The following is a 25447-nucleotide window of genomic DNA, read 5'->3' as shown; positions in this document are numbered from 1 at the left end:
GGCACATTGAGCATCAGCAGACGGCGGGCGATGCTTACCGTCGCACCGGGAATAACGATATGTCTATGAAAACCAATGGATTAGCGCTGAAGTCTTTTTACGCCGATGCCCAAGTGTGGTCGAGCCAGGACGGTAAACCGCTGTACTGGATCGATGACATCAGTCTGGCCGTCAACGGCTCGGAAATCGTCGAGGATTCGCTCATTCAAGCCCTGCACGATAATGACGAAGTCCAGATCCTCAACGGCGTCATCTACTCCTATGCAGACCTGGGTGAAGTGGCCACCCTGGTGGAATACTTCAAAAGCTGGCAGCAAAATCGGGAGTCGATGCACCGCCCTCCCTTCACCTGTGAAACACCGCCGGGCAGCTAGATCGAATGTCATCAGGCTGACCCGGGTAGTCTCAAACGCCGTGTTCGGTGACTCGGCGGGCTGTTTCGCTGCAGGTCTGAGACTCGATGAAACGCTTGAACTGGATGTCATTGCAGTGGCTGACGTTCAGGCGGATGTACTGATCGTAGTCCCGGGTGTTGCTGAACAACGACCCTGGAGCCAGAAAGATGCGGGCGTCATGGGCCTGTTCAATCAGACGGCGAATATCCACGTGCGCGGGGAAACGTCCCCACAGGAACAAGCCATCCACGCCGGGTTCGTCAAACACCACGCCGACCTTGCCCAGCCACTCCCGCGCCCTGACACGCTCCTGCATCACCCGCTGACGCAGGGCATCCAGATGGTGTTGATAGCGCCCGGATTCCAGAGTGTAAGTCACGATGGTTTCGTCCAGAGATGAGCCGCACAACAAGTTATACATCTTCTGCTCCACCAGACGCTCGACAAAAGCCGGTGGTGCCGCCACATACCCAAGGCGCAGGGCAGGACTGAGCACCTTGCTGAAACCACTGATGTAAAACGTGCGATTCAAACCATCCAGGCTGGCCAGTCGAAGTGTTTGCTTGGCAGACAACGAGCCGAAAATATCGTCTTCAACAATATGAAAATCATATTTCTCGGCCAGCGAAAGAATCTTGAACCCATTGGCCGGGGAGGTATTGCCGCCAGTGGGGTTGTGGATCAGGGTCTGGGTCAGAAACAGTTTTGGCCGGTACTTGATCAGCATGGCCTCCATGGCCTCCAGGTCCGGACCATCACCCATTCGTGGCACCGTGATGATGTTGAAATCCCGCCCCTTGATCAGCTTCAACTGCAGCAACAAGTAGCTTGGGTCCTCGACCAGCAGGTAATCACCCGGCCTGAGCATGACATTACGAATCAGCGAGAACGCATGGGTAGCGCCCACCGTCACCACAATCTGGCTGCTGGAGGCATTGATGTGAACCTCTCGCAACTTGCGCGCAATCACCGAGCGCAACGCCTGGCTCCCCGCTGCGGGCGCCGGGACGCTGCAAGACAGCGTGTTACGAATCAACCGCCCGGTAACAGAAACAGGCACAGCTTCAGCCAGCCAGGACGGAGGAAAGTAACCTGAACTGACGGGAATATCGTACTGGGAAGGATCCAGCGCGCGGTACAGAAACCCCGCATGCAGGCTGGACGGCGGGATCAACTCGTCCAGGTCCTTGAGGGTTCCCGCTGGATTGGTCGCCAGAATAAAATAACCGGCCCCGGGTCGGGACTCGATAATGTGCTGCGCCACGAGGTCCTCGTAAGCGCTGCTCACCGTAAAGTTACTGACGCCCAGTTGTTTGGACAGCGCCCTGACCGACGGCAACCTGCTGCCTTGAACCCATTGAAAAGATTCAATGCGGCTAATAATTGCGCTTCGGATCTGGTCCACTAACAGCGCCTTACTACTGCGATCTATCTCAAACATCTCATTCCCTTAATGAAACCACCGCCATCATGGCCTTCCTGATGCCTGGCAAAGCGCAGGCCGATGATCGACAGGCCATCGCGCCAACACTCGCGTGCGAGACTGGACCCTGAGATTATGTAAGCAAAGTTTACGCCAGCGCTCAAAAATTGCCTCGCCTATTCCAACTTCTGCAGCGATCCTGATCGCCCTCCGATTTCTCTCATCACCGCTCAGATTTTTGCCTGCTCCTGACAACCGGTCGAGCGTTAACCTATCGCCGCCAATTGTGTCAGCACCGCCGTCACACTTACCGCCTATTTGCCCCAACTCCCTCTCTCTGCTAGTGTCGCGCCGGTTTAACGTCAACCGGAAATAGCCGCCATGGCCCGCAAAAAAGCTGCACTGGATTTCGAACAATCTCTCGCTGACCTGCAAACGCTGGTGGAGCGTCTGGAGAACGGCGAATTGTCGCTGGAAGACTCGCTGACCGCTTTCGAGCAGGGCATCGGGCTGACCCGCGATTGCCAGGCGGCGCTGGCTCAGGCCGAGCAGAAGGTTCAAGTGCTGCTCGAGCGTGATGGTGAGCTGGCCGAGGAACCCTTCGACGCGGATCAGCCAGAATGATTGCTGCGTATTCGGCGACCAGCCAGGCTCGCGTCAATGCCGCACTGGAAACCCTGTTCAGCCCTCCGAGCCCTGAACTCGCCCGCCTCTACGAAGCCATGCGCTACAGCGTGATGAACGGCGGCAAACGTGTGCGTCCGTTGCTGGCCTACGCCGCGTGTGAGGCGCTGGGTGGCAAGGCCGAGCAAGCCAACGGCGCGGCCTGTGCGGTTGAACTGATCCACGCCTATTCGCTGGTGCACGATGATTTGCCGGCCATGGACGACGACGATCTGCGTCGCGGCCAGCCGACTACGCATAAAAAATTCGATGAAGCCTGTGCAATCCTCGCTGGTGACGGCTTGCAGAGTCTGGCCTTCAGCGCCCTGCTCGACCCGCACCTGAGCAGCTGCGACGCCGAAACCCGTCTGCAGATGGTCAGCGCCCTGGCGTTGGCGGCAGGCCCGGCGGGCATGGTCGGCGGGCAAGCCATCGATCTCGGCTCGGTGGGCCTGAAGCTCGATCAAAAAGCCCTTGAATACATGCATCGGCGCAAGACCGGCGCTTTGATTGAAGTCAGCGTCAAGCTCGGTGCCCTGGCCAGCGGTAATGCCGCGAAGGACGAACTGAAGTCCCTGCAGAGTTATGCACAGGCCATTGGCCTGGCATTTCAGGTCCAGGACGACATTCTTGACGTCGAAAGTGACACCGAAACCCTAGGTAAACGCCAGGGCGCCGATATCGCCCGGGACAAGCCGACCTACCCGGCCCTGCTCGGTCTCGACGCGGCCAAGGCCTATGCCCTGGAACTGCGCGACCAGGCCCTGCACGCGCTGCGACCGTTTGACGCGGCGGCCGAGCCATTGCGCGATCTGGCCCGGTACATCGTCGATCGCCGCAGCTGACGGCGTATCCGCCAAAAAAAACCAACGCGTGGGCAGGGGGCGATGCATCAGGTAAACTGCCGCATCTTTTATACCTATAACGATTCGCCTGATGCCCACGACGTTTCATGAGATTCCCCGCAAGCGCCCGACCACGCCCCTGCTCGACCGTGCCAACACGCCGGACGGCCTGCGCCGGTTAGGCGAAGCCGAGCTGGAAACCCTGGCTGATGAGTTGCGCCTGGAATTGCTCTACACGGTCGGTCAGACCGGTGGGCATTTCGGTGCCGGCCTGGGCGTCATCGAGCTGACTATCGCGTTGCATTACGTCTTCGACACCCCGGATGACCGGCTGGTGTGGGACGTGGGTCATCAGGCCTACCCGCACAAAATCCTCACCGGCCGTCGCGAGCGCATGGGTACCCTGCGCCAGAAGGACGGCGTTGCCGCCTTCCCGCGTCGTTCCGAGAGTGAGTACGACACCTTTGGCGTTGGCCACTCCAGCACGTCGATCAGCGCAGCGCTGGGCATGGCGATTGCCGCCCGCCTGCAACACAGTGATCGCAAGGCGATTGCAGTGATCGGCGACGGCGCACTGACCGCGGGCATGGCCTTCGAGGCGCTGAACCACGCGCCGGAAGTGGACGCCAACATGCTGGTGATCCTCAACGACAACGACATGTCGATCTCGCGCAACGTCGGCGGGCTGTCGAACTATCTGGCGAAAATCCTTTCCAGCCGCACTTACGCGAGCATGCGCGAAGGCAGCAAAAAGGTTCTGTCGCGCCTGCCTGGCGCTTGGGAAATCGCCCGTCGTACCGAAGAATATGCCAAAGGCATGCTGGTCCCCGGCACGCTGTTCGAAGAGCTGGGCTGGAACTACATCGGCCCGATCGATGGCCACGACCTGCCGACCCTGATCGCCACCCTGCGCAACATGCGCGATCTGAAAGGCCCGCAATTCCTGCACGTGGTCACCAAGAAAGGCAAAGGCTTCGCTCCGGCGGAAGTCGACCCGATCGGTTACCACGCCATCACCAAGCTCGAACCTGTGGATGCTCCGGCCGCCGCGCCGAAGAAAGCCGGCGGGCCGAAGTATTCCGGTGTGTTCGGTGAATGGCTGTGCGACATGGCCACGGTCGATCCGCGTCTGGTCGGGATTACCCCGGCGATGAAGGAAGGCTCCGACTTGGTGGCCTTCAGCGAGCGCTTCCCGGAGCGTTATTTCGACGTGGCGATTGCCGAGCAACACGCCGTGACCCTCGCCGCCGGCATGGCCTGCGAAGGCGCCAAACCGGTGGTGGCGATCTATTCGACGTTCCTGCAACGCGCTTACGACCAACTGATTCATGACGTCGCGGTGCAAAACCTCGACGTTCTGTTCGCCATCGACCGCGCTGGCCTGGTGGGTGAAGACGGCCCGACGCACGCGGGTAGCTTCGACCTGTCGTTCCTGCGTTGCATCCCCGGCATGCTGGTGATGACCCCGAGCGACGAAAACGAACTGCGCAAAATGCTCAGCACCGGCCACCTGTACAACGGCCCGGCGGCGGTGCGTTATCCGCGCGGCACCGGCCCGAATGCGCCGATCACGAAAGACCTCGAACCGATTGAAATCGGCAAGGGTGTCGTTCGCCGTCAGGGCAGCAAAGTCGCCCTGCTGGTGTTCGGCGTGCAATTGGCCGAGGCACTGAAAGTCGCCGAGAAACTGGATGCGACCGTGGTCGACATGCGTTTCGTCAAACCGCTCGACGAAGCACTGGTTCGCGAAATCGCTGGCAGTCACGAACTGCTGGTGACCATCGAAGAGAACGCAATCATGGGCGGTGCCGGTGGCGCGGTCAGCGAGTTCCTTGCCCGCGAAAACATCCTCAAGTCGGTGCTGCATCTGGGCTTGCCGGACATCTACGTCGAGCACGCCAAGCCTGCGCAAATGCTGGCGGAGTGTGGGCTGGATGAGGTTGGGATCGAAGAAGCAGTGCGTCAGCGCTTGCAACTGCTGAATATCTAAACATTAGGCATACGCAAAACCCTGTGGGAGCGGGCTTGCCCGCGATAGCGGAATGACAGTCAACTTATTCATTGACTGACACACCGTCATCGCGGGCAAGCCCGCTCCCACATTGGTTTTATGCAACCTTCAGAATGTGTTCGCTTTAAAGTGTGTCAACGGACTGCTCATGAAACTCTCCCCTTTTGCCCTGATGCTGACCCTCCTGCCGGCCGGCCAACTCTTGGCCGACACCTTCGAACGCGACCAGGCCCTGAAACTGCCGGACGTACTGATCAGCGCCAACCGTCAGGTCGAAGCGCGCAACGACAGCAGCGCTGCCAACACGGTGTTCACCCGCGAAGACATCGATCGTCTGCAACCGAGCAGTGTCACTGACCTGCTGCGCCGCGTACCGGGCGTGCAGGTCGGGCAAACCGGTGGGCGCGGCAGTCTGCCGGGGGTCTACATTCGTGGTACCAAGTCGGCGCAAAGCCTGGTGCTGGTCGACGGGCAGCGCATCGGCAACTCGACCTCCGGCGACAGCAACCTGCAACACATCAACATCGAACAGGTCGAGCGCGTGGAAGTGCTGCGCGGCTCCCGCTCGGTGATTTACGGCAGCGATGCGATTGGCGGGGTGATCCAGATCTTCACCCGCCGTGGCGACGAACAAGGCCTGCAACCACGCATGCACGTTGGGGTTGGCAGCAACCAGACCTGGGAGCGCAGCCTCGGATTGTCCGGCGGCGACGCGCAGACCCGCTTCAATCTCGGTGCCAGCCTTGATGAAACGGCAGGCATCAATCGCACCCACCAGTCTTATCCCAGTGATGGCGATCACGATGAATACCGCAATAAATCGGTCAGCTTAAGCCTGAGTCACGCCCTCACCGATGACATCGAAGTCGGCGCCAACCTGCTGGACAACCAAGGCAAAAGCGCGTTCGACAACCCGTTCGGCCGCTTCGACATGAACACCTTCGAATCGCTCCAGCAGCAGCCCTACAGCGAGTTCTCTGTGAGCAGCGTCAGCAGTTATGTCGACGCGCGGATCAATGACCAATGGAAAACCCGCGTCGAGTTCGGACACAGCGAAAACCGCGAGAAGACGCTCGACAAGCTCAGCGACGAGCGCAGCGTGTTCAACACTTACCGCGATTCGGTGAACTGGCAGAACGACCTGACCCTGGATGAGCGCAACAGCCTGATCCTCGGCGGCGACTGGTACGAAGACCGAATCAACAGCAGCACAGCGTTCGACGAAGACAGCCGCTGGAATCGCGCAGCGTTTATCCAGCATCGCTATCAGGCGGACAGCTTCTCTACCGAACTGGGCCTGCGTCGCGACCAGAACCAGCAGTTCGGCAGCCAGAACAGCTGGAGCGGCACGTTCACTCTGCCGCTGAACCCGGACAACGATGTGCTGTTGACCTACAGTGAAGGCTTCCGCGCGCCGACCTTCAACGATCTGTACTACCCGGACTTCAGCAATCCGGACCTGAAGCCCGAAACCTCGAAAAGTTATGAGCTGCAATGGCGCAGTCAGCTGACAGAAACCAGTCGCCTGGAAGCTTCGCTGTACCGCACCGATCTGGAAGACGCGATTATTTTCGGCAGCAACAATCGTCCGGCGAACGTCGCTTCGGCGCGCATCAACGGTTTTGAAGCGGCCTTGAAACAAGAGCTGTTCGGCTGGCAGAGCAACCTCGGCGTGGCGATCATCGACCCACGGGATCGCGACAGCGGCCACACCCTCGCCCGTCGTGCACGGCGGACTTTGAGCCTGGATCTGGATCGGCAGTTCGACCGGCTCGGCCTCGGGGCCAGTTGGCAAGCGGTGAGCAGCAGTTATGACGACGAGAACAACCAGCAGCCGTTAGGCGGGTATGCGTTGTTGGGGTTGCGCAGCAGTTGGGCGCTGAATCGCGAGATCAAGCTGGAATTGAAGGTCGACAACCTGCTGGACAAGGGCTACAGCCGGGCGTTGTACAGCCATGACGGCAGTCAGTATGGGTATCGCGAGGAAGGCCGGGCGTGGATGTTCGGGGTGACGTGGACGCCGGAGCTCTAAGCTGAAACTTGCTGTGTTTGATCTGGCCTCTTCGCGAGCAAGCCCGCTCCCACAGTTAATCGCGTGCAGACATACATTTTGTGCATGACACAGATCAATGTGGGAGCGGGCTTGCTCGCGAAGCAGGCACCTCGGTCTCAGAGGTCGGGCGCGATCAACTGGCACAACTTGGCAGTCGCTTCGATCATCTGCCCACTCGGCCGCTCCAGGCCTTTGTCCGTCACCAGCAGCAATTGCCCCTGCGCCACCGCCGTCACCTGAGGCCAGGTCTTCCACGCATCAAGCTGCGCCTGATCACTGGCCAGAATCACCTCGGGATTGCGCTGCAGCACCGCCTCCACACTGACCTGCGGAGCAGGCTGCGTCAGGTCGGCAAACACATTGCGCGCCCCGCACACCGCTAGCGCATCGCTGATGATCTGCCCGCCGCCCACGGTGTACAGCGGCCGGTCCCAGACTTGATAAAACACCCGTAACGGTTCATCCCTTCGATAGCGCTGGCGCAGGGAATCGAGGCGTTGACGCAGATTTTCGGCCAATGAAACGCCACGCTCCGCTCTGCCGAGTTGCGTAGCGATTACTTCAATCTGGGCGGTAAGTTGCTCTAGGTTGTGGGGTTCGGCGACATAGGTGGGAATGTTCAGCCGTTTTAGCTGCTCACGCTGAGCCGGCCCCACACTGCCCGGCCAGAGCAGCAACAGATCGGGTTTGAGGCTGAGCAGTCGTTCCATGTCCAACTGGCCGTAACTGCCAACAGAAGGAATGTCTTTGAGTTCAGCGGGACGTTCGCCGGCATCCAGCACACCGACCAGCAGGTCAGCCGAGTTCAGCTCAATGACAATTTCAGAAAGCGACGGTGCCAGACTGACAACCCGCTCGACCGCAGTCGCCGAACCGCTGACGGCCAGCAGCAACACCGCCAGCCAGACGCTGCGCATCAGCCGAGTTGACGCGGGATACGGTAGAGGTAGAACAGCACCGCGGTCGACAGCGCCAGCAGCACCAGCGGCACAGCTTCAAGACCGACGAATACCGCCAGCGCACCGATCCAGGCGGGCAGGCCGGCAGCCAGAAACGCGGTGCGGCGTTTTGCGGCCAGGGCGATCCAGGCATCGGGTTCTTCAGGGGTATCGAGGGCTTTCTGGGTGGCGATCAGTGCGTGCTTGTAGCCGCCAAAGAACTTCAGGCTGACAAACATCGAGGCCACACCGGCGATGAACAATGGCATAGCCAGCACCGGCAGAATCGCCTCGCTTTGGCCGAATACACCATTGATCACGAACAGTGGCACCAAGGCCAGCGCCAGGTATTGCCACCAGTTGACGGACAGTCGCCGCCGTACCTGACCGCGGGTCACGCCCGGTCAACCTCGCCCTGATGTTCGTTGCCCATCATATGGTCGAGCTTGCTGGCCTTGGTCGCCAGATAGAGTTTGTTGTGCGGGTTGTGCCCGGTGTGCAGCGGCACGCGCTCGGCAACCACGATGCCCATGTCGGTCAAGGCTTTGACCTTGCGTGGATTGTTGGTCATCAGACGCAGGGACTTCACGCCCAGGTGCTCCAGCATCGGCAGGCACATGGCGTAGTCGCGCTGATCGGCGGCGAAACCCAGACGCTCGTTGGCTTCAACAGTATCGGCACCGCCGTCCTGCAATTCATAGGCGCGGATCTTGTTCAACAGGCCAATGCCGCGACCTTCCTGACGCAAGTAGAGCAACACGCCACGGCCTTCACGGGCGATTGCCTGCAAGGCTGCCTCGAGTTGCGAGCCGCAGTCGCAGCGCTGGCTGAACAAAGCATCGCCCGTCAGGCATTCGGAGTGCAACCGGCCGAGTACCGGAGCGCCATCGGCAAAATCACCCAGGCTCAGCACCACGTGCTCGCGCCCGTTCTCTTCATCGAGAAAGCCATGCATGGTGAATTGCGCAAAAGGCGTTGGCAGCTTGGAAGCGGCGACAAAAACGACAGGCACCGGTGTGCTCCTGATCTATAAGTACTGAAGATTCGCAGAGGCGGCATTGTAACAGCACGTTCCTGCAGACGCTTAGGCTGAATTATGGGGCATAACGATCAAAATGTTTGATCAAGAGACCAAGCCAACGACCCTGTGGGAGTTCAGCTGTCTATCAATATGCCTTCAAAATAAAGGTCATCAAGACAGTTGCTCCCACATTGACCGTATTCAGTCTGTGCCAAACGGGTACGGCTGTTTCCACTTTGCAAAGATCGGTTTCAACTGGCCGTTTTTTACCAGCACTTCCATGCGCTGATCGAACAGCGCCATCAACGTGCGGGCCCGAGGTGTATCGGCAAAGCACAGAAACAGCGGTAATTCCGCAATATGCGTGCGACGAAACTGCGATGGGTCTTGGGCTCGGCTAACGACGTAATCGACTTCGGTCAGCGCATCGACGTAGTAATCAGCGCGGTTGTGGGTCAGCATCGACAAAATTCCCGTCCGCCGCACGACTTCGTTATAGCGCTGCACATTGGGCAGATAAGCCTGATATTTGTAGCCGCGCACCCACGCCAATCGGTAGTCGCCCAAGGTATCCAGGGTCGGTGCCGGATTGCTGGCCAGGCCCAATGCGTAGATGTGATCGGTATCGAAATTCCAGTGCGGATAAAGCAGGTCGCTCGCCTCTTCCCGATAAGAACCGACACAAGCGTCCACTTCGCCACGCTGTGCCAGGCCCATGGCGCGCGTATAAGGTTCGGTTCGAATATCCAGTTTGACGCCCGCCGGCTCGAACACTTTGCGCAACACGTCCCAGCCCAAGCCATGACCATCGGCGGCTGTATAGTCTTCCCAGGCTTCGCTGGCCAGATGAATCACGGACGGCGTCGGTGCATCCTCCGCCCGGGCGAGCGAGCAAAACACCGCGAAAACCATCAGCAGCAACCCGCGTCGCGCCATCCCCGGTTTTCCCACTTGACGCCTCAGACGAAAAACCACACCAGCCCTTGCATCGCCAACCACGCAAATACGCCTGCCAGCACGTCGTCGAGCATGATCCCGACACCACCGTGCACATGCCGGTCGATCCAATGAATCGGCCAAGGTTTGAGGATGTCGAAGAAGCGGAACATCAGGAACCCCGCCAGCAACCAATACCAACCTTCCGGCACCAGCCACAGGGTGATCCACATCCCGACCATTTCGTCCCAGACGATGCCTTCGTGGTCGTGCACGCGCAAATCATCGGCGACCTTGCCGCACAGCCAGAAGCCGAACAGCATGGTGATGCCGAGCATCAGCCAGTAGCCCCAGTCGGGCAGCATCTGCCACAACGGAATGAAGGGTAGCGCCACTAACGAACCCCAGGTGCCCGGCGCTTTTGGCAGGGTGCCCGAGCCGAAGCCGAACGCCAGGAAATGCCAAGGATTGCGCCAGACCGACGGCGGTACGAACTCCGCCGGGACCTGTTTGGGATGATCTGTCACGGTGTCTCCCGAAAATGTTGATAACCCCGGATTGGCGGGGTGATGTCGTGTCCGTCGGCATCCAGCAGTGTCACGCCCTGCCCTGCTACGACCCGCCCAAGCACATGGATCGGCCAGCCGTCCGCCAGCAACGATGGCAACTCGGCGGGCGGCAAGGTGAAGGCCAGCACGTAATCGTCACCGCCGCTCAGGGCGGCTTGCTCAGCGCCAGACTGACCGAGGAAGGCCAGCAGCGCCTTCGACAACGGCAGCTTACTGCGCTCTACCTGAACCCCGACTTTCGACGCCAGGGCAATGTGCCCGCAGTCGGCGAGCAGGCCGTCGGAGATGTCCAGCGCCGCAGTGGCTCTGCCGCGCAACGCCATGCCCAGACCCAGCTGCGGTTGCGGCGACCAGTAATGGGCACGCAACGGATCAGCGATGGCCGGGTCAGCCATTCGCTGACCGAGCACCAGCGGCAATGCGCCCGCACCGTTCCCCAGCTCACCGCCCACGCAGAGCAAATCGCCCGGCTGTGCGCCGCTGCGGGTCAACGCCAAACCGGCCGGCACTCGACCGAACACAGTCATGGTCAGGCTCAACGGCCCGCGGGTGGTATCTCCACCCACCAGCGCCACACCGCAATTTTGCGCCATGAGGTTCAAACCACGAGCGAAGGCTTCCAGCCAATCGGTGGTCACCGTCGGCAAGGTCAGGGCAAGGGTAAAGGCAATGGGAGTGGCGCCCATGGCGGCCAGATCACTGACAGCCACAGCCAGCGAGCGCTGACCGAGCAGAAACGGGTCGCAGGGGTCTGCGAAATGCACACCGGCCACGAGTGTGTCGGTGGAAATCGCCAACTGCTCCCCGGGGGGAACAGCCAGCAAGGCGCAGTCGTCGCCGATCCCGAGGGCAACGCCTTCGCCGCCCTGCGCACAAGGCGCGGCGGCGAAGAAATTGCGGATCAGCTCAAACTCGCCCATCGCAAACTCAAGCGCCGATCAGCGCTTGAACGCCTTCACTTCAGCTTCACGCAGACGCGGGGCCAGCTTGTCGAGCACGCCGTTGACGAACTTGTGGCCGTCGGTGGAACCGAAGACCTTGGCCAGTTCGATACCTTCGTTGATCACAACGCGGTACGGCACATCAACGCGCTCAAGCAGCTCCCAGGTGGACAGGCGCAGAACCGCCAGTTCAACCGGGTCCAGCTCTTCGATGGTGATGTCCAGGCATGGCGCCAGTGCGGCGTCGATCCGGTCCTTCTGAGCCGGAACCCCATGCAGGATTTCACGGAAGTAGGCGCCATCGACATCGCTGAAATCGTTATCGACCCGGAACTGCGCTTCGATCTCGTTCAGCGATTGCTTGGCCATATGCCATTGGTACAGCGCCTGAGTCGCGAGCTGACGTGCTTCGCGACGCTTGACGCTTTTCGATGGCTTGCCGGCATCCGCAGGCTTTGGATCGCGCGGGTTGAAACGATCGCTATCGTCGCTAATCACTTGGCCTCCAACTGCGCCAGCAGGCTGACCATTTCCAGGGCGGACAGGGCAGCTTCAGCACCTTTGTTACCGGCCTTGGTGCCGGAACGTTCGATGGCTTGTTCGATGGAATCAACGGTCAGTACGCCGAAAGCGACCGGTACGCCGAACTCCATGGACACCTGGGCCAGGCCCTTGGTGCATTCGCCAGCCACGTATTCGAAGTGCGGAGTACCGCCACGAATGACTGCGCCCAAGGCGATGATTGCCGCGAACTCGCCCTTCTGAGCGACTTTCTGCGCAACCAGCGGGATTTCGAAGGCGCCAGGCGCACGGATGATGGTGATGTCGCTTTCGCTCACGCCATGGCGAACCAGGGCATCAACTGCACCGCTGACCAGGCTTTCAACGACGAAGCTGTTGAAACGGCCCACTACCAAAGCGTAGCGGCCTTTAGGGGCGATGAAGGTACCTTCGATGGTCTTCAGGGTCATTCGTTAGATCTCTTAAAGAGCCGGGACGCGTTTTCTACGCGTCCCTCAGTGATGTGTTAACCGCGAATACAGGCCCGCAAATTGCCGGTCATTATTCGGAGGGCACGTATTCTACAACTTCCAGATCGAAACCGGATATCGCATTAAATTTCATCGGCGCACTCATCAGGCGCATTTTGCGCACGCCCAGGTCCCGAAGGATCTGCGAACCGGCACCGACGATGCTGTAGGTGGTCGGTTTTTTCACTGCGCTGTGATCCGCGGTTTCGCGGATATGCGCCAGCAACACGTCGCCATCGAGCGGGTGACCGAGCAACAGCACCACGCCGCTGCCAGCCTCGGCAACCGCAGCCATGGCGGCGCGCAGGCTCCAGCGGCCCGGTTGTTTGACCATCAACAGGTCACGCAGCGGGTCCATGTTGTGCACCCGGACCAGCGTCGGCTCTTCGGCGCACACGGTGCCCAGGGTCAGGGCCATGTGCACGTCGCCTTCTACCGAATCACGATAGGTCACCAGGTTGAACTGGCCCAATTCGCTGTCCAGCGGCTGCTCGGCAATCCGCTGAACGGTACGTTCGTGGATCATCCGGTAGTGAATCAGGTCGGCGATGGTGCCGATCTTGATGTTGTGTTCAGCGGCAAACGCTTCGAGTTCGGCGCGACGGGACATGGTGCCGTCGTCGTTCATCACTTCGCAGATCACACCGCTCGGCTCGAAACCGGCCATGCGCGCCAGATCGCAGGCAGCTTCGGTGTGACCGGCGCGGGCCAGCGTACCGCCGGCCTGGGCCATCAGCGGGAAGATGTGGCCGGGGCTGACGATGTCTTCAGCCTTGGCGTCTTTGGCGGCAGCGGCTTGCACGGTGCGCGCACGGTCGGCCGCGGAGATACCGGTGGTCACGCCTTCGGCAGCTTCGATGGACACGGTGAACTTGGTGCCGAAACCGGAACCGTTGCGTGGCGCCATCAACGGCAGCTTGAGCAGTTCGCAGCGCTCGCGGCTCATCGGCATGCAGATCAGGCCACGGGCGTGCTTGGCCATGAAGTTGATGTGTTCAGGCTGGCAGCACTCGGCGGCCATGATCAGGTCGCCTTCGTTCTCGCGGTCTTCGTCATCCATGAGGATGACCATCTTGCCTTGGCGGATGTCTTCAACCAGTTCTTCGATGCTATTGAGCGCCACAAGGCACCCCCTTGGGTCAGGATTTGAGGTAGCCGTTGGCGGCCAGAAAGCTTTCGGTGATGTTACTGGACGGCCTTTGCGAAGAGTCAGACTCTGCGGCCTTATCGCCCAACAACAGGCGTTCCAGATAACGTGCCAGCAAGTCGACTTCCAGATTCACCCGGCGACCTGGCTGGTACGACGCCATGATGGTTTCGCTCAGGGTGTGCGGAATGATGGTCAGCAAGAACTCGGCGCCATCGACTGCGTTCACGGTCAGGCTGGTGCCGTCGACGGTGATCGAGCCTTTATGGGCGATGTACTTGGCCAGGTCTTTCGGGGCACGGATGCGAAATTCCACGGCGCGGGCATTTTCCGTGCGGGCAACCACTTCGCCCACGCCATCGACGTGACCGCTGACCAGGTGCCCGCCGAGGCGAGTGGTCGGAGTCAGGGCTTTTTCCAGGTTGACCGGGCTGCCGCTTTTGAGATCATTCATTGCGGTGCAGTCGAGGGTTTCGCGACTGACGTCCGCCGCAAAGCCATTGCCCGGCAGTTCAACCGCCGTCAGGCACACGCCATTGACGGCAATGCTGTCGCCCAGCTTGACGTCGCTCAGGTCGAGCTTGCCGGTTTCTACGTAAACCCGCACATCTCCGCCTTTTGGGGTCAATGCACGAATACTGCCGATGGATTCGATGATGCCGGTAAACATGGAGTCCTCCTCGAGAACAGAGCCAGCGCTAGAGCAATGGCCGGGAATTATACGCTCGCCGATGGCGCAGGGATGGCAGTGACTCGCCAGTCATCGCCAACCGCACGGATTTCGGTGATTTTGAGCTCAGGCGCGTCTTTCATCTGCGTCAGTGGCCAGTCCAGTAAGGGACGGGCCGAGGAGCCGAGAAACTTGCCGGCGATGAAGATCTGGAATTCGTCCACCAGCCCGAGCTGGGCAAACGCGCCAGCCAGTCGCGGGCCGGCTTCAACCAGCACGTCATTGACGCCACGGTTGGCGAGTTCGACCAGTAACTGATGCAGATCGACCTGGCCATCATCGCCCGGCACGATCAGGCATTCCGGGCCGTTGGCGTACTGTTCTTCCACCGCGACACACGTGGCGACCAGTGCCGGACCCGCCTTGAAGAACGGTGCATTCAGCGGCACCCGCAGGCGACCGTCGATCAGCACGCGAAGCGGCGGACGGCTCATGGCCAACGCGGTTTGTTCAGCGTCCAGACCCAACTCGTCGGCACGTACGGTCAAGCGCGCATTGTCCGCCAGTACCGTGTCGGCGCCGGTCAGCACCACGCTGGCCTCGGCGCGCAAACGCTGTACCGCCGAACGCGCCGCTGTACCTGTGATCCACTGGCTCTCGCCGCTCTCCATCGCCGTGCGACCGTCGAGGCTCATCGCCAACTTGACCCGCACAAACGGCAAGCCGTGTTCCATGCGTTTTAGGAAGCCTTGATTGAGCTTGCGCGCCTCGCCTTCCAGCACGCCGCTTTCAGTGGCGATACCGGCCTGGGCCAGGCGCTGCAGACCACGACCGGCGACTTCCGGGTTCGGGTCCTGCATCGCCGCAACGACACGCGCCACACCGGCATTCACCAGCGCATCGGCGCAAGGCGGCGTGCGGCCGTGGTGGCTGCAAGGTTCGAGGGTCACGTAAGCCGTGGCGCCCCGCGCCTTGTCGCCAGCGGCGCGCAGGGCGTGGACTTCGGCGTGCGGTTCGCCGGTGCGCACATGCCAGCCTTCGCCGACAATCTGCCCGTCACGCACCACCACGCAGCCAACACGAGGGTTGGGATGCGTCGTGTAATGACCTTTGCGCGCCAGTTCCAGAGCCCGGGCCATGTAATGCGCGTCGAGGATGGCTTGTTCGGGAGGTGTGGTCATTCTTTCACCGGCTCACGGGCGAGGCGATCGATCTCTTCGCGGAACTCGTTGAGGTCCTGGAAGCGTCGGTACACCGAAGCGAAGCGGATATAGGCGACTTCATCAAGCTTCTTCAGCTCGGCCATCACCAGTTCGCCAACCACGAGGGATTTGACCTCGCGCTCGCCGGTGGCGCGCAGCTTGTGTTTGATGTGCACCAGCGACGATTCGAGGCGCTCGACACTCACCGGGCGCTTCTCCAGCGCCCGCTGCATGCCGGCACGGAGTTTTTCTTCGTCGAACGGCTGGCGACTGCCGTCGGTTTTGATCAGGCGCGGCAACACCAGTTCAGCGGTTTCGAACGTCGTGAAACGTTCGCCGCAGGCCAGGCATTCACGCCGGCGGCGCACCTGTTCGCCCTCGGCGACCAGACGCGAGTCGATGACCTTGGTGTCGTTGGCACCGCAGAAGGGACAGTGCATGGTGGCAGGCAACAAAAAATGGGAGGGCCATGGTAGCGCATCCCCGTGGCAAGACAAGCCATAGGGTTTGCGGTATACAGACTGGCTGTATATGGATTTCGCTTGCTGGAGCCGCCAATGTCTTTACGACCACTCATTTTGCTCAGTCTTTTCAGCCTGTTGGTGGCCTGTGGCAGTGATGCGCCCAAGCCCCAACCACCAACGCCCGGCCCTGCACCGCAACAGGCGCAGAAGAAAGCCAAGGCGTCGGCCGAGCTCGGCCCCCTGCCGGCTTATCAACGTGAATTGAGCGGCACCCTGCAGGGCGTGCCGGCCGGTGCCGAAGTCGAACTGGCGTTGCTGGTGGTCGACGAAAAGGATCGTCCGCAACTATTGCTCGCCAGTTCCAACCTGATCGGCACCAATCAGGCGTTGCCGTTTCGCCTGCGCTTCAACCCTGAATCCTTTCCAACCGGTGCCCGCGTCGAGCTTCGCGGCCGCGCCAGCCAGTCCGGACAGTTGATTCTGCATCTGCCGGCGCAAATGATCACACAGCCAACCACCCAGGTATTGGGTCAGCTGCAATTCGTCAAAGCACCATGATTGCACCGCTCGACCTGCAACAGGCGTTAGGTGAACTGCTCGGCGACGCACAGCTTGTAGCCTGTGAGTTACCGGGCACCGAACTGAAACTCTGGCTGATCGACGGCGATAACATGGACCGTGCCTTCAGCCCGGAAGAAACCCGGCGGATTCTCCACGAGCCGCCGTACTGGAGTTTCTGCTGGGCCAGTGGGCTGGCCGTGGCTCGCTATCTCGCCGAGCACCCGCAATGGGTCGAAGGTAAACGGGTGCTGGATTTCGGCGCCGGCTCTGGGATAGCCGGGATTGCGGCGGTGAAAGCCGGGGCACTGGAAGTGGTGGCCTGTGACCTGGACCCGCTGGCGATTGCCGCGTGTCGAGCGAATGCCGAACTCAATGGCGTGCAACTCAGCTACTCGACAGACTTTTTCGCCGAGGCCGATCGGTTTGATCTGATTCTGGTGGCCGATGTGTTGTACGACCGGGCAAACCTGCCGTTGCTCGACGAGTTTCTCAGCCGTGGCCGGGAAGCGTTGGTGGCGGATTCGCGCGTGAGGGATTTTCGCCATCCGTTGTATCAGCGCCTTGAAATGCTGGAAGCGATGACCTTGCCGGATCTGGCCGAACCTGAAGAGTTTCGGTATGTGAGTCTTTATCACGCGCGGCGTGGTTAGCTAAAAGCTTCGCGGGCAAGCCTCGCTCCTACAGGGGTTGGTGTTGATTTCGAAATCAGGGTGAACCTGTAGGAGCGAGGCTCGCCCGCGAAGGTGTCCCGTCAGGCAACACATCACTCAATGGCCACCCCGCTTTCAGCCACCCCCCACCAAGCCTTATAGTGACCACATTCACGTTTTTACGAGATCCCCCATGAGTCAGGAAACGCCGTACATTTTCGACGCCACGACTGCCGATTTCGACCAGTCGGTGATCGAGAACTCTTTTCACAAACCGGTGCTGGTGGATTTCTGGGCCGAATGGTGTGCGCCGTGCAAGGCCTTGATGCCGATGCTGCAAACCATCGCCGAGAACTATCAGGGCGAGTTGCTGCTGGCCAAGGTCAATTGCGACATCGAGCAGGACATTGTTGCGCGTTTCGGCATTCGCAGCCTGCCGACTGTGGTGCTGTTCAAGGACGGTCAACCGGTGGACGGTTTTGCCGGTGCACAACCGGAATCGGCTGTGCGCACGATGCTCGAACCCCACGTGCAAATGCCGCCGCCCGCTGCGGCCGACCCGTTCGAACAGGCTCAGGCGCTGTTCGATGACGGCCGTTACGCCGACGCCGAAGCCACGCTCAAAGTACTGCTGGCTGAAGACAACACCAATGCCAAGGCGCTGATTCTCTATGCCCGCTGCCTCACCGAGCGCGGCGAACTGGGTGAAGCGCAAATCGTGCTCGACGCGGTCAAGACCGATGAGCACAAGGCAGCGCTGGCCGGCGCCAAGGCGCAGATCCAGTTCCTCGGTCAGGCCAGGGATTTGCCGGACGCGGCAGACCTGAAAGCGCGTCTGGCGAAAAATCCGCAGGACGATGAAGCGGTCTATCAACTGGCGATCCAGCAACTGGCCCGTCAGCAATACGACGCGGCGCTGGATGCCTTGCTGAAGCTGTTCATCCGCAATCGCAGCTACAACGAAGGCTTGCCGCACAAGACCTTGCTGCAGGTGTTCGAACTGCTGGGCAACGATCACCCGCTGGTGACCACGTACCGTCGCAAGTTGTTTGCTGCGCTTTATTAAAATCAAAAGATCGCAGCCTGCGGCAGCGCCTACGCTGGCTTGATCCAGCTGTATAGCGGCGTATCCCCGCCGCTCACCACTTTGACGTTTGCGCAGTGGCGCAAGCGCACCAACAAGCGCTTGCCCGCCGCTGCACTGCCGGTCAGCCCTTCCAGCTGCTCCAGCAGATCCGGCCCGCTCAATTGCCCGGCCTTGCGCAGCAGCTCTTGGGCGATCTGCCACAGCGCATCGTCCTGATTCACCGGTTTGGCGGGCGTAGCACTCGCCTCGGGCTTTGCTGCCTGCAACTGCGCACCAAGCTGCGCCCAGTCGCCCTCATCCAGTTCCAGGGTCAAATCCACCGGCCAGTCGCCGATGCTTCCGCGTATTCGCAACATAAGTCTGCTCCTGCACATACCTGACTCGCATGCTCCCATGGGTCTTGCGCAACGCCAAGCAGACGGTCAAACTCTCGGCACTTTCGTTATAAGATTACATAACAAATTTTTCATTTTACTTTTCGGAGACCCGTCATGCGCCGTCTGCTGCTCGCTTTGCCGTTTGCCTTGTTGCCGCTGGCTGTCGCCCATGCGGCGGTCGAGCATGATCACGATCATGATGAACACGGCAGCCTCAGCGCCCACGAACATGGCGTCGGTCGCCTGAACGCGGCGCTGGATGGCCAGACTCTGGAACTTGAACTGGAAAGCCCGGCGATGAACCTGGTGGGTTTCGAACACGCCGCCACCACCGACGCCGACAAGGCCAAAGTCGCCACCGTTCGCGCGCAGCTGGAAAAACCGCTGGTGCTGTTCAACCTGCCGAAAGCCGCCGGTTGCGTGGTCGCGACTCAGGAACTGGAAAGTCCGTTGTTCGGTGACAAGCCGGATGCCGACGACCATGACGAAGATGATCACGAGGCGGCCAAGGACGGTCACGAACATCACCATGACCACAGCGAGATCCATGCCCATTACCAATTCAGCTGCTCGGCCCCGGGCGCGTTGAAGACCCTGGATCTGGCGAATATCTTCAACACATTCCCGGCCACCCAGAAGATTCAGGTACAACTGATCAGCCCGAGCGGACAGCAAGGGGTTGAAGTGACGGCCAAGGCTGCCGCCCTGAGATTCTGATCCGACACCAATCCAATGTGGGAGCGGGCTTGCTCGCGAAGACGGCAGCACATATAGCAATGATGTGACTGACACACCGCTTTCGCGAGCAAGCCCGCTCCCACAGGGTTCACCACCAACCTGACCGGTTTTACATGACCCAAGCACTCATCGAACTGTCCGACCTGGGCTTCAGCTGGCCCGGTCATCCGCCGCTGCTGGACATCCCGGCGTTTCGCCTCATGCCAGGTGAAACCCTGTTCCTCAAAGGCCCCAGCGGCAGCGGCAAGACCACCCTGCTGGGCCTGCTTGGTGGCGTGCAAAAGCCTGATCACGGCAGCATTCGCCTGCTCGGCCAGGAGCTGACAGAGCTCTCTGCCGGCGCACGCGACCACTTCCGCGTCGATCACACCGGCTACATCTTCCAGCAGTTCAACTTGCTGCCATTTCTCTCAGTGCGTGAGAACGTTGAGCTGCCCTGTCACTTCTCCAAGCTGCGGGCCGAACGGGCGAAACAGCGTCACGGCAGTGTCGATCAGGCGGCAGCCACCCTGCTCGCCCACCTGGGTTTGACCGATCAAAGCCTGCTCAGCCGCCGCGCCGATTCGCTGTCCATCGGCCAGCAGCAACGGGTCGCCGCCGCGCGTGCGTTGATTGGTCAGCCGGAACTGGTAATCGCCGACGAACCGACCTCGGCGCTGGACTACGACGCCCGCGAGAACTTCATTCGCCTGCTGTTCGCCGAATGCCGCGAAGCCGGGTCGAGCCTGTTGTTTGTCAGCCATGACCAGAGTCTCGCGCCGCTGTTCGATCGCCACCTGTCGCTGGCCGATCTCAATCGCGCCGCCACCCCGTCCGAGGTCTGAGATGTATTTGTTTCGTCTAGCCATGGCCAGTCTGGCTAACCGTCGCTTCACCGCGATCCTCACCGCGTTCGCCATCGCCCTGTCGGTCTGCCTGCTGCTGGCCGTGGAGCGGGTACGCACCGAGGCCAAGGCCAGTTTCGCCAGCACCATCAGCGGCACCGACCTGATCGTCGGCGCGCGTTCCGGTTCGGTGAATCTGCTGTTGTACTCGGTGTTCCGCATCGGCAATGCCACCAACAACATCCGCTGGGACAGCTTTGAACATTTCGCCAACAACCCGAAAGTGAAGTGGGCGATCCCGATGTCCCTCGGCGATTCCCATCGCGGATATCGGGTGATGGGCACCACCGAGGCGTACTTCGAGCATTACCAGTACGGCCATCAACAGCACCTCGAACTGGCCGACGGCCGCGCTTTCGCCAGCGATCCATTCGAAGTGGTACTCGGCGCCGAAGTGGCCGATGCGCTGCATTACAAGCTCGGCGACAAACTGGTGCTGGCCCATGGCGTGGCGGTGATCAGCCTGGTCAAACACGACGACAAACCATTCACCGTGGTCGGCATTCTCAAACGCACCGGTACCCCGGTGGACCGCACGCTGCACATCAGCCTCGGCGGGATGGAAGCCATCCACATCGACTGGCACAACGGCGTGCCGGCACGTGGTAACGGCCGAATCAGTGCCGATCAGGCGCGCAACATGGACCTGACGCCGCAAGCGATCACCGCGTTCATGCTCGGCCTCAACAGCAAGATTTCGACGTTTGCACTGCAACGGGAGATCAACGAATTCCGTGGCGAACCGATGCTGGCGATCCTGCCGGGTGTGGCATTGCAAGAGCTGTGGAGTTTGATGAGTACGGCGGAAAAAGCCTTGTTCGTCGTCTCGCTGTTCGTGGTGCTCACCGGGTTGATCGGCATGCTCACGGCGATCCTCACCAGCCTCAATGAGCGGCGCCGTGAGATGGCGATTCTGCGTTCGGTCGGCGCTCGGCCGTGGCACATCGCGACCTTGTTGGTGCTGGAAGCCTTTGCCCTGGCGTTGTTCGGAGTGATTACCGGTGTGGCGCTGCTGTACGTGTGCATCGCTGTGGCGCAGGGTTACGTGCAGGCGAATTATGGCTTGTACTTGCCGCTGGCCTGGCCGAGTGAATATGAATGGACGCTACTCGGTGGCATCCTGATCGCCGCGCTGCTGATGGGCAGCGTGCCGGCCTGGCGCGCGTATCGCCAATCCTTGGCCGATGGCCTGTCGATCCGACTATGAGGACATTAATGATGCCCCGCGCTGTGCTTGCGCTATTGATGCTGGTTGCCCTTCCGTTGTGGGCGGCCGAGCCGAAGGACCTGACCTGGTCGGAAATGATCCCGCCGGATGCCGCGCCAGAAGTGCCGAACATGACGCCGCTGCATGACCTGTCGAAGATGAGCGATGCGTTATCCGCAGAATCGGCTCCAGCGGCCAAGCAGGACATGCCGAACGCGCCGGTGGTGAAGAGCCTCGACGGCAAGAATATTCGTTTGCCGGGGTACATCGTGCCGCTGGAAGTGAGTGAAGAAGGCCGCACCACGGAGTTTCTGCTGGTGCCGTATTTCGGCGCCTGCATCCACGTACCGCCGCCTCCGTCGAACCAGATCGTGCATGTCAAAAGCGAAGTCGGCGTGAAGCTTGATGAGCTGTATCAACCGTACTGGATCGAAGGCGCATTGCAGGTCAAGGCATCCACCAGCGAGTTGGCGGATGCCGGGTATCAGATGGAGGCGGACAAGATTTATGTGTATGAGCTGCCGGAGTAAATCCGGTGGTTATGTGTCGCCAACAAAATTGCCATCGCGGGCAAGCCCGCTCCCACAGGGGATCTTCTGTGAATGCAGTATTTGTGAACAACAGAGATCACTGTGGGAGCGGGCTTGCCCGCGATGAGGCCATCAAAGGTTCCGCAAAAATCCGGCCCATCACTGTTTCATTGAGCTGAATCAAAAGACCGTATCAGTTGGATCCCTACCATTGGACATCGAACATTTTTGACGTCCTTTGGAGCTTCCATGCACAAGTCCTTGCTCTGCGCTTCGCTGTTCGCCCTCGCGCTCGCAGCCCCGCTCGCCCATGCTCACACCGCCGGTGACATCATCGTTCGGGCCGGTGCGATCACCGTCAACCCGGAAGCCGACAGCTCCAGCGTCAAGGTCGATCAAGGCCCGTTGAAGGGCGCCGATCTGGGTGGCAAGGCCACCATGAGCAGCGACACGCAACTGGGCCTGAACTTCGCCTACATGATCACCAATAACCTGGGGATCGAATTGCTCGCGGCCTCGCCGTTCGAGCATGACGTGAAGCTCAAAGGCACCGCCCTCGGCGCCGCCAACGGCAAACTCGGCACCCTGAAACACCTGCCGCCAACCCTGAGCCTGGTCTACTACCCGCTGGACGCCAAGTCCGCGTTCCAGCCGTACATCGGCGGCGGTATCAACTACACCTGGATCTACGACGAGCACGTCGGCAGCGAAGCCGCCGCCAACGGCTTCAGCAACTTCAAGGCGGAAAACTCCTGGGGTCTGGCCTGGCAGATCGGTGCCGACTACATGCTGACCGACAACGTAATGATCAACGCCCAAGTACGTTACATCGACATCGACACCACCGCGACCGTGGAAAACAACGCCGTCGCACCGGGCACCCGGGCCAAGGTCGACGTTGATGTGGACCCGTTCATTTACATGGTTGGTTTGGGTTACAAGTTTTAAGCAACCCACCGCTGTAATGGCGAAAGCGATTCCTGTGGCGAGGGGGCTTGCCCCCGTTCGACTGCGCAGCAGGCGCCATCCAGTCGATGAGGACTGTCAGTCAAAATGCGGTGGGGGCTGCTCCGCAATCCAACGGGGGCAAGCCCCCTCGCCACAGGGACAGCACCCGCCATAACCGTAATATTCGACACACAAAAAAGGCGCCTTCAACGGCGCCTTTTTCATGGCAGTGTAAAACTTCAGTGACCCAGCAACCGCGCAAGGCCGACGCTCATCGGTGTTTGCTCCGGGTAGGTAAACAGCTCCAGCAAACGTCGGTTGTTCGCGCGTGAATGGCGGATATCACCGGAACGCGCCGGGCCGTAGCTCACGGGCGGCAGCTTGCCGACCACCGCTTCAAGGGCTTCAAGTATTTGCTTGAGAGTCGTAGCCTGATTCCAGCCGACATTCACCGCGCCGACTTCGACTTGCGGCTTCTCGATGGCTTGCACCAACACGTCCACCAGGTCCTCGACGTAGACAAAATCCCGAGTCTGCTCGCCATCGCCGAACACGGTGATCGGCAAGCCTTTCTGCGCACGCTCGCTGAAAATACTGATCACCCCGGAATACGGCGAGGATGGATCCTGGCGCGGGCCGAAGATATTGAAGAAGCGAAAAACCACCGGTTCCAGACCATGCTGACGGCGATAGAAATCGAAATAATGCTCGCTCGCCAACTTGTCTGCCGCGTACGGCGTCAACGGTGCCTTGGGCGTGTCTTCGTCAATCGACTCGCCTTCGCCATTGTTGCCGTAGACCGCTGCGCTGGACGCGTACAGCACTCGTTTAACGCCGGTCTGACGCATGGCTTCGCAGACATTCAGCGAGCCGATGAAATTGCTCTGATGCGTTTTTACCGGGTCATCCACCGAAGCTTGCACCGAGGCCACCGCGGCCAGGTGCGCCACAGCGCTGCAACCGACCATTGCCTGCGCCACCAGAGCGGCATCGGCGACGTCGCCCACGATCAGTTCGACGAGGGGGTTGTCCAGCGGCAGGTTGCTGCGTTTGCCGGTAGAGAGGTCATCGAGAATGCGCACCGAATGCCCTTTGGCAAGCAAGGCGTCAGTCAGGTGCGAACCGATGAAACCGGCACCGCCGGTGATTAAAACAGGGCTGTCAGCCATGGCGATAAAACCTATCCAGTAAGCCCGGGAGTGCCGCGCGCCAGGCGCGAGGCTTGATCCCGAAAGTGTGCAGAATTTTCTTGCAGGCCAGCACCGCGTGTTGCGGTTCTTCGGCGGCGTCGGGCCGCGCGGCGTGAGCCTGGGCGGTCGGTGTTTCAATGGCCAGCGGATGCAGGGCCCGTGCTTCGGTAAGGATCGCCTGCCCCAGTGCCAGCGGCGTGGTCGCCTCATGCCCGGCGTAGTGGTAAGTGCCCCACAGCGGCGCGGAACAATCGAGTTGCTTGAGCACCGAAATGATCACCCGGGCGGCATCGTCCACCGGCGTCGGATTACCGCGGCGGTCATCGGCCATCAGCAGTTCTTCAGCTTTCTCGGCCCGGCTCAGGAATCGCCCGAGGGTACCGTCGGGGCTGTCATCGAGCAGCCAGCCGAAACGCAGCAGTACGTGCTGCGGACAGGTGGCCCGTACGCTTTGTTCGATTCGCCACAAGGCCTGACCACGCAGGCCCAGCGGTACCGGTTCATCTTTTTCGCTGTAAGCGGTCGCCCGGGAGCCATCGAACACGCGATAACTCGACGGTTGCAGCAGCACAATGTTGTGATGCTGGCACAGCTCGGCCAGCCGTTCGACGGCTCGCTCCTGCCCGGCCAGACGCTGTTCGCTGACGGCCTCCGCCTGGAACCAGTCAAAGTAATAGGCGAGATTGATCAACGCATCCGGACGAGTATCGTCGAGCAGTTGCGTCAGGCTCGCGGCGTCCCAGCCGTCTTGCGGTGGGCGGGGGGCGAGGAAACCGATGTCTTCCTCCGCACCGAGGCGAATCAGCGCCTGCCCAAGGGCATTTCCGCCGCCCAGTAACATAAGGCGCATTCGCATAGAGTCAGCAGGCCCAGTCTGATTGGAACGATGGCTTTATCGACAGCGCCCGCAGGCGATGTCCTCAATAATTGCCGGAATCGTTGCATTTTGCGGGTTTAGTGCGCAAC

Annotated in this window: 29 protein-coding genes; 13 read left to right on the top strand and 16 right to left on the bottom strand. The window is 60.5% G+C overall.

Annotation, left to right across the window (positions count from 1 at the left end; translation table 11 throughout):
* Positions 1-59 precede the first annotated feature (59 nt).
* On the top strand, positions 60-374 hold the full coding sequence (locus KGB18_RS22405) for a hypothetical protein (RefSeq protein ID WP_148710192.1): 315 nt from the start codon (positions 60-62) through the stop codon (positions 372-374).
* Positions 375-405: 31 nt separating this feature from the next.
* On the opposite strand, the gene KGB18_RS22400 is transcribed toward KGB18_RS22405, so the two are convergent.
* A complete protein-coding gene (locus tag KGB18_RS22400; protein ID WP_123720554.1) occupies positions 406-1836 on the bottom strand; it encodes a PLP-dependent aminotransferase family protein in 1431 nt (476 codons plus the stop codon).
* 363 nt (positions 1837-2199) lie between these two features.
* Here KGB18_RS22400 and KGB18_RS22395 point away from each other — a divergent pair, with 363 nt between their 5' ends.
* The 4 genes from KGB18_RS22395 (at position 2200) to KGB18_RS22380 (ending at position 7369) form a co-directional block, all read left to right on the top strand.
* Entirely contained in the window at positions 2200-2442 is a 243-nt protein-coding gene (locus tag KGB18_RS22395) for an exodeoxyribonuclease VII small subunit (RefSeq protein ID WP_007894317.1), read from the top strand.
* A complete protein-coding gene (gene ispA, locus KGB18_RS22390) occupies positions 2439-3326 on the top strand; it encodes a (2E,6E)-farnesyl diphosphate synthase (protein WP_123720555.1) in 888 nt (295 codons plus the stop codon). Before KGB18_RS22395 ends, ispA begins: the two co-directional genes overlap by 4 nt.
* A 91-nt stretch (positions 3327-3417) precedes the next feature.
* The gene (dxs, locus tag KGB18_RS22385) at positions 3418-5316 is read left to right on the top strand and encodes a 1-deoxy-D-xylulose-5-phosphate synthase (protein WP_223570482.1); all 1899 of its coding nucleotides are present in this window, start codon (positions 3418-3420) and stop codon (positions 5314-5316) included.
* 169 nt (positions 5317-5485) lie between these two features.
* Positions 5486-7369 (top strand): TonB-dependent receptor domain-containing protein, encoded by a 1884-nt coding sequence (locus KGB18_RS22380; RefSeq protein ID WP_223570481.1) that lies wholly within the window; start codon positions 5486-5488, stop codon positions 7367-7369.
* A 137-nt stretch (positions 7370-7506) separates the two neighbouring features.
* Here the strand turns inward: KGB18_RS22380 and KGB18_RS22375 are convergent, their stop codons facing one another.
* From KGB18_RS22375 to nrdR, 12 genes are all read right to left on the bottom strand, one after another.
* Positions 7507-8307: a cobalamin-binding protein gene (locus tag KGB18_RS22375; protein WP_123720558.1), complete on the bottom strand. Its 801-nt coding sequence runs from the start codon at positions 8305-8307 to the stop codon at positions 7507-7509.
* On the bottom strand, positions 8307-8726 hold the full coding sequence (locus KGB18_RS22370) for an MFS transporter (protein ID WP_223570480.1): 420 nt from the start codon (positions 8724-8726) through the stop codon (positions 8307-8309). Before KGB18_RS22370 ends, KGB18_RS22375 begins: the two co-directional genes overlap by 1 nt.
* Positions 8723-9340, bottom strand: coding sequence for a GTP cyclohydrolase II (gene ribA, locus KGB18_RS22365; RefSeq protein WP_052967080.1), 618 nt, complete (start codon positions 9338-9340; stop codon positions 8723-8725). Before ribA ends, KGB18_RS22370 begins: the two co-directional genes overlap by 4 nt.
* A 210-nt stretch (positions 9341-9550) precedes the next feature.
* On the bottom strand, positions 9551-10285 hold the full coding sequence (locus KGB18_RS22360) for a substrate-binding periplasmic protein (RefSeq protein WP_223570479.1): 735 nt from the start codon (positions 10283-10285) through the stop codon (positions 9551-9553).
* Between the two features lie 23 nt (positions 10286-10308).
* The gene (locus tag KGB18_RS22355) at positions 10309-10812 is read right to left on the bottom strand and encodes a phosphatidylglycerophosphatase A (RefSeq protein ID WP_008073949.1); all 504 of its coding nucleotides are present in this window, start codon (positions 10810-10812) and stop codon (positions 10309-10311) included.
* The gene (thiL, locus tag KGB18_RS22350; RefSeq protein ID WP_123720560.1) at positions 10809-11774 is read right to left on the bottom strand and encodes a thiamine-phosphate kinase; all 966 of its coding nucleotides are present in this window, start codon (positions 11772-11774) and stop codon (positions 10809-10811) included. The genes KGB18_RS22355 and thiL overlap by 4 nt, the downstream gene beginning before the upstream one ends.
* A gap of 18 nt (positions 11775-11792) precedes the next feature.
* Positions 11793-12293 (bottom strand): transcription antitermination factor NusB, encoded by a 501-nt coding sequence (nusB, locus tag KGB18_RS22345; RefSeq protein WP_038981348.1) that lies wholly within the window; start codon positions 12291-12293, stop codon positions 11793-11795.
* Positions 12290-12766, bottom strand: coding sequence for a 6,7-dimethyl-8-ribityllumazine synthase (ribE, locus tag KGB18_RS22340; protein WP_003228649.1), 477 nt, complete (start codon positions 12764-12766; stop codon positions 12290-12292). The genes nusB and ribE overlap by 4 nt, the downstream gene beginning before the upstream one ends.
* Positions 12767-12857: 91 nt before the next feature.
* Positions 12858-13949: a bifunctional 3,4-dihydroxy-2-butanone-4-phosphate synthase/GTP cyclohydrolase II gene (gene ribBA, locus KGB18_RS22335; protein ID WP_007906834.1), complete on the bottom strand. Its 1092-nt coding sequence runs from the start codon at positions 13947-13949 to the stop codon at positions 12858-12860.
* Between the two features lie 16 nt (positions 13950-13965).
* Positions 13966-14643 (bottom strand): riboflavin synthase, encoded by a 678-nt coding sequence (locus KGB18_RS22330; RefSeq protein WP_123720561.1) that lies wholly within the window; start codon positions 14641-14643, stop codon positions 13966-13968.
* Between the two features lie 47 nt (positions 14644-14690).
* Entirely contained in the window at positions 14691-15824 is a 1134-nt protein-coding gene (gene ribD / locus KGB18_RS22325; RefSeq protein WP_223570478.1) for a bifunctional diaminohydroxyphosphoribosylaminopyrimidine deaminase/5-amino-6-(5-phosphoribosylamino)uracil reductase RibD, read from the bottom strand.
* Positions 15821-16285: a transcriptional regulator NrdR gene (gene nrdR / locus KGB18_RS22320; protein ID WP_007906838.1), complete on the bottom strand. Its 465-nt coding sequence runs from the start codon at positions 16283-16285 to the stop codon at positions 15821-15823. Before nrdR ends, ribD begins: the two co-directional genes overlap by 4 nt.
* A gap of 117 nt (positions 16286-16402) precedes the next feature.
* On the opposite strand from nrdR, the gene KGB18_RS22315 reads away from it, so the two are divergent.
* The 3 genes from KGB18_RS22315 (at position 16403) to trxA (ending at position 18586) form a co-directional block, all read left to right on the top strand.
* Complete coding sequence (locus KGB18_RS22315; protein WP_223570477.1) at positions 16403-16867, top strand: YbaY family lipoprotein; 465 nt, start codon at positions 16403-16405, stop codon at positions 16865-16867.
* Positions 16864-17520 carry a class I SAM-dependent methyltransferase gene (locus KGB18_RS22310; protein WP_123720564.1) on the top strand — a complete coding sequence of 219 codons (657 nt, stop codon included), beginning with the start codon at positions 16864-16866 and terminating at the stop codon, positions 17518-17520. Before KGB18_RS22315 ends, KGB18_RS22310 begins: the two co-directional genes overlap by 4 nt.
* 193 nt (positions 17521-17713) lie before the next feature.
* Positions 17714-18586, top strand: coding sequence for a thioredoxin (trxA, locus tag KGB18_RS22305; RefSeq protein WP_223570476.1), 873 nt, complete (start codon positions 17714-17716; stop codon positions 18584-18586).
* A 29-nt stretch (positions 18587-18615) separates the two neighbouring features.
* On the opposite strand, the gene KGB18_RS22300 is transcribed toward trxA, so the two are convergent.
* Positions 18616-18963, bottom strand: a complete 348-nt coding sequence (locus KGB18_RS22300) for a hypothetical protein (RefSeq protein WP_123720566.1) — start codon at positions 18961-18963, stop codon at positions 18616-18618.
* A gap of 135 nt (positions 18964-19098) precedes the next feature.
* Here KGB18_RS22300 and KGB18_RS22295 point away from each other — a divergent pair, with 135 nt between their 5' ends.
* The 5 genes from KGB18_RS22295 (at position 19099) to KGB18_RS22275 (ending at position 23291) form a co-directional block, all read left to right on the top strand.
* On the top strand, positions 19099-19701 hold the full coding sequence (locus KGB18_RS22295) for a DUF2796 domain-containing protein (protein ID WP_223570475.1): 603 nt from the start codon (positions 19099-19101) through the stop codon (positions 19699-19701).
* A 134-nt stretch (positions 19702-19835) separates the two neighbouring features.
* Complete coding sequence (locus tag KGB18_RS22290; protein WP_052967069.1) at positions 19836-20546, top strand: ABC transporter ATP-binding protein; 711 nt, start codon at positions 19836-19838, stop codon at positions 20544-20546.
* Position 20547: 1 nt separating this feature from the next.
* On the top strand, positions 20548-21813 hold the full coding sequence (locus KGB18_RS22285) for an ABC transporter permease (RefSeq protein ID WP_223570474.1): 1266 nt from the start codon (positions 20548-20550) through the stop codon (positions 21811-21813).
* 11 nt (positions 21814-21824) lie between these two features.
* Positions 21825-22343, top strand: coding sequence for a DUF3299 domain-containing protein (locus KGB18_RS22280; protein ID WP_123720598.1), 519 nt, complete (start codon positions 21825-21827; stop codon positions 22341-22343).
* Between the two features lie 249 nt (positions 22344-22592).
* Positions 22593-23291, top strand: a complete 699-nt coding sequence (locus KGB18_RS22275; RefSeq protein ID WP_223570473.1) for an OmpW/AlkL family protein — start codon at positions 22593-22595, stop codon at positions 23289-23291.
* A gap of 239 nt (positions 23292-23530) precedes the next feature.
* Here KGB18_RS22275 and KGB18_RS22270 read toward each other — a convergent pair whose 3' ends face one another.
* On the bottom strand, positions 23531-24460 hold the full coding sequence (locus KGB18_RS22270) for an NAD-dependent epimerase/dehydratase family protein (RefSeq protein WP_123720571.1): 930 nt from the start codon (positions 24458-24460) through the stop codon (positions 23531-23533).
* Positions 24453-25337 carry a sugar nucleotide-binding protein gene (locus tag KGB18_RS22265; protein WP_123720572.1) on the bottom strand — a complete coding sequence of 295 codons (885 nt, stop codon included), beginning with the start codon at positions 25335-25337 and terminating at the stop codon, positions 24453-24455. Before KGB18_RS22265 ends, KGB18_RS22270 begins: the two co-directional genes overlap by 8 nt.
* Between the last annotated feature and the right edge of the window lie 110 nt (positions 25338-25447).

It is taken from the genome of Pseudomonas sp. BF-R-26 (assembly GCF_019947395.1).
Lineage (GTDB): Bacteria > Pseudomonadota > Gammaproteobacteria > Pseudomonadales > Pseudomonadaceae > Aquipseudomonas > Aquipseudomonas farris.
Note: the sequence above shows the minus strand (reverse complement) of the source record. Positions and strands in the feature narration are given on the sequence as shown.

Excerpts from the sequence above, each read along its gene's own strand:
- KGB18_RS22405 (WP_148710192.1), top strand. The coding sequence starts at position 60 with ATGTCTATGAAAACCAATGGATTAGCGCTGAAGTCTTTTTACGCCGAT.
- KGB18_RS22280 (WP_123720598.1), top strand. The coding sequence starts at position 21,825 with ATGCCCCGCGCTGTGCTTGCGCTATTGATGCTGGTTGCCCTTCCGTTG.
- KGB18_RS22315 (WP_223570477.1), top strand. The coding sequence starts at position 16,403 with ATGTCTTTACGACCACTCATTTTGCTCAGTCTTTTCAGCCTGTTGGTG.
- KGB18_RS22395 (WP_007894317.1), top strand. The coding sequence starts at position 2,200 with ATGGCCCGCAAAAAAGCTGCACTGGATTTCGAACAATCTCTCGCTGAC.
- KGB18_RS22285 (WP_223570474.1), top strand. The coding sequence starts at position 20,548 with ATGTATTTGTTTCGTCTAGCCATGGCCAGTCTGGCTAACCGTCGCTTC.
- KGB18_RS22295 (WP_223570475.1), top strand. The coding sequence starts at position 19,099 with ATGCGCCGTCTGCTGCTCGCTTTGCCGTTTGCCTTGTTGCCGCTGGCT.
- KGB18_RS22380 (WP_223570481.1), top strand. The coding sequence starts at position 5,486 with ATGAAACTCTCCCCTTTTGCCCTGATGCTGACCCTCCTGCCGGCCGGC.
- ribD (WP_223570478.1), bottom strand. The coding sequence starts at position 15,824 with ATGACCACACCTCCCGAACAAGCCATCCTCGACGCGCATTACATGGCC.
- ribE (WP_003228649.1), bottom strand. The coding sequence starts at position 12,766 with ATGACCCTGAAGACCATCGAAGGTACCTTCATCGCCCCTAAAGGCCGC.
- dxs (WP_223570482.1), top strand. The coding sequence starts at position 3,418 with ATGCCCACGACGTTTCATGAGATTCCCCGCAAGCGCCCGACCACGCCC.
- nrdR (WP_007906838.1), bottom strand. The coding sequence starts at position 16,285 with ATGCACTGTCCCTTCTGCGGTGCCAACGACACCAAGGTCATCGACTCG.
- KGB18_RS22300 (WP_123720566.1), bottom strand. The coding sequence starts at position 18,963 with ATGTTGCGAATACGCGGAAGCATCGGCGACTGGCCGGTGGATTTGACC.
- KGB18_RS22290 (WP_052967069.1), top strand. The coding sequence starts at position 19,836 with ATGACCCAAGCACTCATCGAACTGTCCGACCTGGGCTTCAGCTGGCCC.
- trxA (WP_223570476.1), top strand. The coding sequence starts at position 17,714 with ATGAGTCAGGAAACGCCGTACATTTTCGACGCCACGACTGCCGATTTC.
- ispA (WP_123720555.1), top strand. The coding sequence starts at position 2,439 with ATGATTGCTGCGTATTCGGCGACCAGCCAGGCTCGCGTCAATGCCGCA.
- KGB18_RS22360 (WP_223570479.1), bottom strand. The coding sequence starts at position 10,285 with ATGGCGCGACGCGGGTTGCTGCTGATGGTTTTCGCGGTGTTTTGCTCG.
- KGB18_RS22330 (WP_123720561.1), bottom strand. The coding sequence starts at position 14,643 with ATGTTTACCGGCATCATCGAATCCATCGGCAGTATTCGTGCATTGACC.
- KGB18_RS22400 (WP_123720554.1), bottom strand. The coding sequence starts at position 1,836 with ATGTTTGAGATAGATCGCAGTAGTAAGGCGCTGTTAGTGGACCAGATC.
- KGB18_RS22310 (WP_123720564.1), top strand. The coding sequence starts at position 16,864 with ATGATTGCACCGCTCGACCTGCAACAGGCGTTAGGTGAACTGCTCGGC.
- KGB18_RS22270 (WP_123720571.1), bottom strand. The coding sequence starts at position 24,460 with ATGGCTGACAGCCCTGTTTTAATCACCGGCGGTGCCGGTTTCATCGGT.
- KGB18_RS22265 (WP_123720572.1), bottom strand. The coding sequence starts at position 25,337 with ATGCGAATGCGCCTTATGTTACTGGGCGGCGGAAATGCCCTTGGGCAG.
- thiL (WP_123720560.1), bottom strand. The coding sequence starts at position 11,774 with ATGGGCGAGTTTGAGCTGATCCGCAATTTCTTCGCCGCCGCGCCTTGT.
- KGB18_RS22375 (WP_123720558.1), bottom strand. The coding sequence starts at position 8,307 with ATGCGCAGCGTCTGGCTGGCGGTGTTGCTGCTGGCCGTCAGCGGTTCG.
- KGB18_RS22275 (WP_223570473.1), top strand. The coding sequence starts at position 22,593 with ATGCACAAGTCCTTGCTCTGCGCTTCGCTGTTCGCCCTCGCGCTCGCA.